The sequence below is a fragment of the Kitasatospora sp. NPDC057512 genome (genome assembly GCF_042802135.1).
GTDB lineage: Bacteria > Actinomycetota > Actinomycetes > Streptomycetales > Streptomycetaceae > Kitasatospora.
This window is the reverse complement of the sequence record NZ_JBHVET010000464.1, coordinates 1-6,941: the sequence shown is the minus strand read 5'-3', so window position 1 is coordinate 6,941 and position 6,941 is coordinate 1. Positions and strand designations below refer to the sequence as shown.

Sequence of the window (6,941 nt, the reverse complement as noted above, 5' to 3'; positions counted from 1 at the left end):
GGCCGGCGCCCAGCGGGGTCAGGTCGACCTGCACCCCGCAGTCGGCGAGCGCGTCCAGCTCGCGGACGGTGGTGTCGTCCGCGGTGGCCTGCTCGTCGGTGACCAGGCGGGTGATGGTCTCGGTGGCGACGGTCTGGAACATGCCGGCCGCGCCGAGCTTGGTGTGGTCGGCGAGGACGATCACCTCGGCGGCCGCCAGCACCATGGCCCGGTCCACGCTCGCGGACAGCATGTTCGCCGTCGACAGCCCGCGCTCGGCCGTCAGACCGCTGCCGGAGATGAAGGCCTTGTTGACCCTCAGCCCCTGCAGGGACTGCTCCGCGCCGCTGCCCACCAGCGCGTAGTTGGAGCCGCGCAGGGTGCCGCCGGTCATCACCACCTCGACCCGGTTGGCGTGCGCCAGGGCCTGGGCGACCAGCAGCGAGTTGGTGACCACCGTCAGCCCGGGCACCCGGGCCAGCCGGCGGGCCAGCTCCTGGGTGGTGGTGCCGGCGCCGACCACCACCGCGTCGCCCTCCTCCACCAGGCCGGCGGCGAAGTCCGCGATGGCGCTCTTCTCCGCCGCGGACAGGTGGGTCTTCTGCGGGTATCCGGGTTCGCGGCTGAAGCCGCCGGGGAGCACCGCGCCGCCGTGCCGGCGGTCGAGGAGCCCTTCTGCCTCCAGCGCCCGCACGTCACGGCGCACGGTCACTTCGGAGGTCTGGACGACGCGGGCCAACTCCCGGAGCGAGACGGCTCCGTTGGCGCGCACCATTTCGAGGATCAACTGGCGACGTTCTGCTGCAAACACAGAACCGACGGTAACCTGCGTGACCGTCTGCTTTCAGGCGTTTGCAGCTAGTAGCGGGAATTGCTCACGCACGAGCGGCGCGTGACCGTACAATACGCGCCGTCAATGGCCCGGAACTGCGCCCGCCGTCCGGGTGACGGCCATGCCGACGCGAAGGGCGGCCGCCGATCGGCGACCGCCCTCAACTGTGCGCCGGACGCTCAGGATTCGCCGTCGGCCCGCTTGCGGACGTGCAGCTGCCGGGCGGCCTCGGCGGTCGAACCGGAGACGGACGGGTAGACGGTGAAGGCGCTGGCCACCTGTTCGACCGTCAGATTGGCGTCCACCGCGAGCGCGATCGGGTGGATCAGCTCGCTGGCCCGCGGGGCGACGACCACGCCGCCGACCACGATGCCGGTGCCCGGGCGGCAGAACAGCTTCACGAAGCCGTCCCGGATGCCCTGCATCTTCGCCCGCGGGTTGCCGCGCAGCGGGAGCTTGACCACGACGGCGTCCATCTTGCCGCACTCCACGTCGGCCGCCGTGTAGCCGACGGTGGCGATCTCCGGGTCGGTGAAGACGTTGGAGGCCACGGTCTTGAGGTTCAGCGGCTGCACCGCGTCGCCGAGCGCGTGGTACATCGCGATCCGGCCCTGCATGGCCGCCACCGAGGCGAGCATGAAGACGCCGGTGCAGTCGCCCGCCGCGTACACGCCGGGGGCGGTGGTGCGGGAGACCCGGTCGACCTGGATCTGGCCCCAGTCGTTGAGCTTGACCCCGGCCTCCTCCAGGCCCATCTCGGAGGTGTTGGGGATCGAACCGACCGCCATCAGGCAGTGGGTGCCCTCGATCACCTTGCCGTCGGCCAGCATGACCTCGACCCGGTCGCCGATCCGCTTGACGCTCTCGGCCCGCGAGCGGCCCATGACGTTCATGCCGCGGCGGCGGAAGACGTCCTCCAGCACCTCGGCGGCGTCCGGGTCCTCGCCCGGCAGCACCCGGTCGCGGCTGGACACCAGGGTCACCTTGGAGCCGAGCGCCTGGTACGCGCCGGCGAACTCGGCGCCGGTCACACCGGAGCCGACCACGATCAGCTCGCGGGGCAGCTCCTCCAGGTCGTACACCTGGGTCCAGGTGAGGATCCGCTCGCCGTCCGGCTGGGCGTCCGGCAGCTCGCGCGGGTGGGCGCCGGTGGCGATCAGCACCGCGTCGGCGCGCAGCGACTGCACGGTGCCGTCGGGCGCGTCCACCAGCACCTCGCGGGAGCCGTCCACGGCCTGCCCGCCGGTGCCGAGCCGACCGCGGCCGCGCAGCACGGTGACGCCGGCCCGGGTGACGGACTGGGTGATGTCGTGGGACTGGGCGATCGCCAGGCGCTTCACACGGCGGTTGACCTTGCCCAGGTCCACGCCGATCACCCGGGCCGCCTGCTCGGCCGGCGGGGTGTCGTCCGCGACCAGGATGCCCAGCTCCTCGTACGAGCTGTCGAAGGTGGTCATCACCTCCGCGGTCGCGATCAGGGTCTTCGACGGAACGCAGTCCGTGAGCACCGCCGATCCGCCCAGACCGTCGGTGTCGACGACGGTCACCTCCGCGCCGAGCTGTGCGGCGACCAGGGCCGCCTCGTAGCCGCCGGGTCCGCCACCGATGATCACGATCCGAGTCACGCTCCCCATTGTCCCGCACGCCCGGAGCGCCGCCACGCCGGGGTCGGGGCTTCCGTACCTTCGTCCAGTCGCCACGGCCCGCCCGCCGCCCGGGCTACCCTGGCCCCCATGCCCCTTTACGCCGCGTATGCCACCAACCTCGATGCCCGGCAGATGACCCGCCGAGCCCCGCACTCCCCGCTGCGCGGCACGGGGTGGCTAACCGGCTGGCGGCTCACCTTCGGTGGCGAGCAGCTGGGTTGGGAGGGCTCGCTGGCCACCGTGGTCGAGGACGAGAAGGACCAGGTCTTCGTCTCGCTGTACGACGTCGCGCCGATGGACGAGGAGGGCCTGGACCGCTGGGAGGGCGTCCAGCTCGGCATCTACCGCAAGATCAAGCTGCGCGCGCAGACCCTGGACGGGGACATCCCGGTCTGGACGTACGTGCTCAACGACTACGAGGGCGGCCTGCCCGCGGCCCGCTACCTCGGCCTGGTCGCCGACGCCGCGGAGAGCGCCGGCGCCCCGCACGACTACGTGATGGACCTGCGCCGCCGCCCCTGCTGATCCGCCGCCCAGCCGCGCACGGTCTCCGCGAGCACCCGCGCCACCGCCACGCGCCGGGCCGGGTCGGCGCGCACCCCGTACGTCAGCTCGACGTGCAGCCACGGCACCCCGAGCCCCGCCGCGAACACTCCGGCCACATTGGTGACGCCGGCCAGCCGCGCACCCGGCTCCCGCCAGGCCCGGCGGACCACGAGGCCCGCCCCGTCGAGCCCCGCGGCGGTCAGTTCGGCGGCCGGGCCCGGCCGCCCGGCGCCGCTGGAGACCACCGCGTCCCGCCCGGGCAGGCTGGCCGCGCCGAAGCCGTGCACCTGGATGCCGGGCAGGCCGCGCAGGGTGAGCGCCTCGACCACGGCGGCGAAGACGGTGTCACTGCGGTGCGCGACGTCCGAGGAGCCGTCCGCCCCGGCCCGGCGGTGCGCCCCGGCGAGCACCAGCACTCCGCCCGGCACGGCCCGGAACAGCTCCACCCCGAGCGCCTCGGTGCGGACGTCCGAGGCCGGGTGGGGCACCTGGACGGACCAGGCGGGGCGGACCGAGCGGTCCAGGTAGACCCGGCCCCAGCCGCGGCCGTCCCCGGCACCGGCGTCGTCGGCCTCGGCGATCTCGGTGACCCGGCGGCCGGTCACCGCCTCGGTGAACTCGGTGATCCGGTACCCGGCCCGGGCCAGCGCCCGTTCGGCGTCCCCGGTCCGGCCGTCCAGCGCGCCGAGCACGCCGTCGGCCACCGCCCGGCGCTGGGCCGCCCCCGGCACGGTGTACCGGCCGCTCGGGAGGAAGTCCGCGGTGAACGCGTCCACCCGGGCCGCCAGGTCCACCGGCGCGGGCCCGGACGGCGCCGGAGGCGGCGGGTACCGGCTGTCCGTGTTCCCCATGGCGGTCGACCCCGTCCTGCGTACCCCGCCGGGGCCGTGCACCGGGCCGGCGTCGAAGGATCGGCCCCCTCGGCCCGCTCGGGCCCCGACCGTCACCGTACCGCCGCCGGCCCCGGACCGGCCTTCCGGGAAACGGACCACGACGGCACGCGCACGAAGCGACCGCCCGGAGGGAAAGGCCCGGCGCGGCACCCGGGTTGTGTGCGATCCGACGGCCCGCTCACCCGAAAAGCGCCACCGAGCTGTGTTTTCGGGTCAACCGGGTAACGATCCGGCATGCCGCGGCCGAATTTCTACGCGCGTAGCCGAAACCCGTCTATCCTCTGACCCGTGAACGCTTCTCCTCAGTCGGTCGTCTCCGCCGACCCCTACGCCGCCGCCCAGGCCGCCGCCGAGCGCCTGCGCGAGCTGACCGGTGCCGAGCGGCACGACGTCGCCCTGGTGATGGGCTCCGGCTGGGTGCCGGCCGCCGACGCCCTGGGCGAGACCGTGGCCGAGTTCCCGGTCACCGAGCTCCCGGGCTTCCCCGCCCCCGCCGTCGCCGGCCACGCCGGCACGATCCGTTCGGTGAAGATCGGCGACAAGCGCGCCCTGATCTTCCTCGGCCGCAACCACTACTACGAGGGCCACGGCGTGGCCACCGTCGTCCACGGCGTGCGCACCGCCGCCGCGGCCGGCTGCGGCATCATCGTGCTGACCAACGGCTGTGGCGGCCTGCGCCAGGGCTGGACCCCGGGTCAGCCGGTCCTGATCAGCGACCACATCAACCTGACGGCGGACTCCCCGATCGTCGGCGCGAACTTCGTCGACCTCACCGACCTGTACTCCAAGCGCCTGCGCGAGCTCTGCCGCGAGATCGACCCGTCCCTGGACGAGGCCGTCTACGTCCAGTTCCGCGGCCCGCACTACGAGACCCCGGCCGAGGTCAACATGGCCCGGGTGATCGGCGGCGAGCTGGTCGGCATGTCCACCACCCTGGAGGCCATCGCCGCCCGCGAGGCCGGCAGCGAGGTGCTCGGCATCTCCCTGGTCACCAACCTGGCCGCCGGCATGACCGGCGAGCCGCTCAACCACGCCGAGGTGCTGGAGGCCGGCAAGGCCTCCGCCGAGCGCATGGGCGAGCTGCTGGCGAAGGTCCTTGAGCGGATCTGACGCCCGGCAGGCGCAGAATCATGACTGACGGGGCCCACGGGCGGCGTGATCCGCTGATCACGCCCTCCCGTGGGCCCCGTCCGCATGCGCGACCCCCTTCCTTGCGGAACCCTCCGGTCCCGGCGGAACCCTCCCGACCCGCAGCGGAACCTCCGGCCGACACCCCGACGCACGTCCCCATGGAGCTGGCATGACGCAGGCACCCACCACCGACCTCCTCACCCGGGCCCGGACCTGGCTGGCCGAGGACCCCGACCCGCAGACCCGCGAGGAGCTCGCCGCCCTGCTGGCCCGGGCCGAGGCCCCGGAGGTCGAGACCGACGGCAAGCTCGCCTGGGCGGAGCTCGCCGAGCGCTTCTCCGACCGGCTCCAGTTCGGCACCGCCGGCCTGCGCGGCGAACTCGGCGCCGGCCCGATGCGGATGAACCGCGCCGTGGTGATCCGGGCCGCCGCCGGCCTGGTCGCGTACGTCAAGCAGCAGGGCCTGGGCGACCTGGTCGTCATCGGCTACGACGCCCGCCACAAGTCGTACGACTTCGCCCGCGACACCGCGGCCGTGGTGGTCGGCGCCGGCCTGCGCGCCGCGCTGCTGCCGCGCCCGCTGCCGACCCCGGTGCTCGCCTTCGCCGTCCGCCACCTGGGCGCGGCCGCCGGCGTCACCGTCACCGCCAGCCACAACCCGCCGCAGGACAACGGCTACAAGGTCTACCTGGGCGACGGCTCGCAGATCGTCCCGCCGGCCGACGCCGGGATCGCCGCCAGGATCGACGCGATCGGCTCGCTGGACGACGTCCCGCGCGCCGCGTCGGGCTGGGAGGTGCTCGGCGAGGAGGTCGTCGAGGCCTACCTGGACCGGGCCGTCTCCATCGTCGACGAGCACGGCCCGCGCGACCTGGAGGTGGTCTACACCCCGATGCACGGCGTCGGCCGCGACACCCTGGTCGCCGCGTTCCGCCGGGCCGGCTTCCCCGCTCCCACCGTGGTCGCCGAGCAGGCCGAGCCCGACCCGGACTTCCCGACCGTGGCCTTCCCCAACCCGGAGGAGCCGGGGGCGATGGACCTCGCCTTCCGCACCGCCGCCACCGTCGGCCCGGACATCGTGATCGCCAACGACCCGGACGCCGACCGCTGCGCGGTGGCCGTCCCCGTCAACGGCAACGCGGCCGGGAGCGGCAACGGCACCTCCGGCTGGCGGATGCTGCGCGGCGACGAGGTCGGCGCGCTGCTCGGCTCGGCCCTGGTCGCGAAGAAGGCCGAGGGCACCTTCGCCACCACCATCGTCTCCGCCACCCTGCTCGGCCGGATCGCCGAGGCCGCGGGCCTGGGCTACGCCGAGACGCTGACCGGCTTCAAGTGGATCTCCCGCGCCCAGGGCCTGCGCTACGGCTACGAGGAGGCGCTCGGCTACTGCGTCGACCCGCAGGGCGTCCGGGACAAGGACGGCATCACCGCCGCCCTGCTGGTCGCCGAGCTGGCCGCCACCCTCAAGAAGTCCGGCCGCACCCTGTCCGACCTGCTGGACGACCTGGCGCTGGAGCACGGCCTGCACGCCACCGACCAGCTCTCCGTCCGGGTCCAGGACCTCTCGCTGATCGCCGACGCCATGCGCCGCCTGCGCGAGCAGCCGCCGACCGTGCTGGCCGGGCTCCGGGTGACCCGCGCCGACGACCTGTCGGCCGGCTCCGCCGAGCTGCCGCCCACCGACGGCCTGCGCTACTACCTGGCCGGCGAGGGCGTCCGCTCCGCCCGCATCGTGGTCCGCCCCTCCGGCACCGAGCCCAAGCTCAAGTGCTACCTGGAGGTCGTCCTCCCGGTCGCCTCGGCCGCCGACCTGGCCCCGGCCCGCGAGCGCGCCGCCGCCCTGCTCGCCACCGTCAAGCAGGACCTCGCCGACGCGGCCGGCATCACCGCCTGATCCCCGCGCACACGTGGAGC

Annotated in this window: 6 protein-coding genes; 3 read left to right on the top strand and 3 right to left on the bottom strand. The window is 74.3% G+C overall.

Annotated elements, in window-relative coordinates:
• Together ACFU6K_RS26255 and ACFU6K_RS26250 are read right to left on the bottom strand one after the other, a co-directional pair.
• On the bottom strand, nucleotides 1-790 hold a 790-nt coding region (locus tag ACFU6K_RS26255), incomplete at its 3' end, for a DeoR/GlpR family DNA-binding transcription regulator (protein ID WP_380666973.1).
• Between the two features lie 200 nt (nucleotides 791-990).
• On the bottom strand, nucleotides 991-2,445 hold the full coding sequence (locus ACFU6K_RS26250; RefSeq protein ID WP_380666971.1) for an NAD(P)H-quinone dehydrogenase: 1,455 nt from the start codon (nucleotides 2,443-2,445) through the stop codon (nucleotides 991-993).
• Between the two features lie 99 nt (nucleotides 2,446-2,544).
• On the opposite strand from ACFU6K_RS26250, the gene ACFU6K_RS26245 reads away from it, so the two are divergent.
• Complete coding sequence (locus ACFU6K_RS26245; RefSeq protein ID WP_380666969.1) at nucleotides 2,545-2,982, top strand: gamma-glutamylcyclotransferase; 438 nt, start codon at nucleotides 2,545-2,547, stop codon at nucleotides 2,980-2,982.
• Here the strand turns inward: ACFU6K_RS26245 and ACFU6K_RS26240 are convergent.
• Entirely contained in the window at nucleotides 2,949-3,854 is a 906-nt protein-coding gene (locus ACFU6K_RS26240) for a hypothetical protein (RefSeq protein ID WP_380666967.1), read from the bottom strand. The two genes, ACFU6K_RS26245 and ACFU6K_RS26240, sit on opposite strands and share 34 nt — an antisense overlap.
• A gap of 330 nt (nucleotides 3,855-4,184) precedes the next feature.
• On the opposite strand from ACFU6K_RS26240, the gene ACFU6K_RS26235 reads away from it, so the two are divergent.
• Nucleotides 4,185-5,006, top strand: coding sequence for a purine-nucleoside phosphorylase (locus tag ACFU6K_RS26235; RefSeq protein ID WP_049654087.1), 822 nt, complete (start codon nucleotides 4,185-4,187; stop codon nucleotides 5,004-5,006).
• Between the two features lie 190 nt (nucleotides 5,007-5,196).
• Entirely contained in the window at nucleotides 5,197-6,921 is a 1,725-nt protein-coding gene (locus ACFU6K_RS26230; protein ID WP_380666965.1) for a phospho-sugar mutase, read from the top strand.
• Nucleotides 6,922-6,941: the final 20 nt, after the last annotated feature.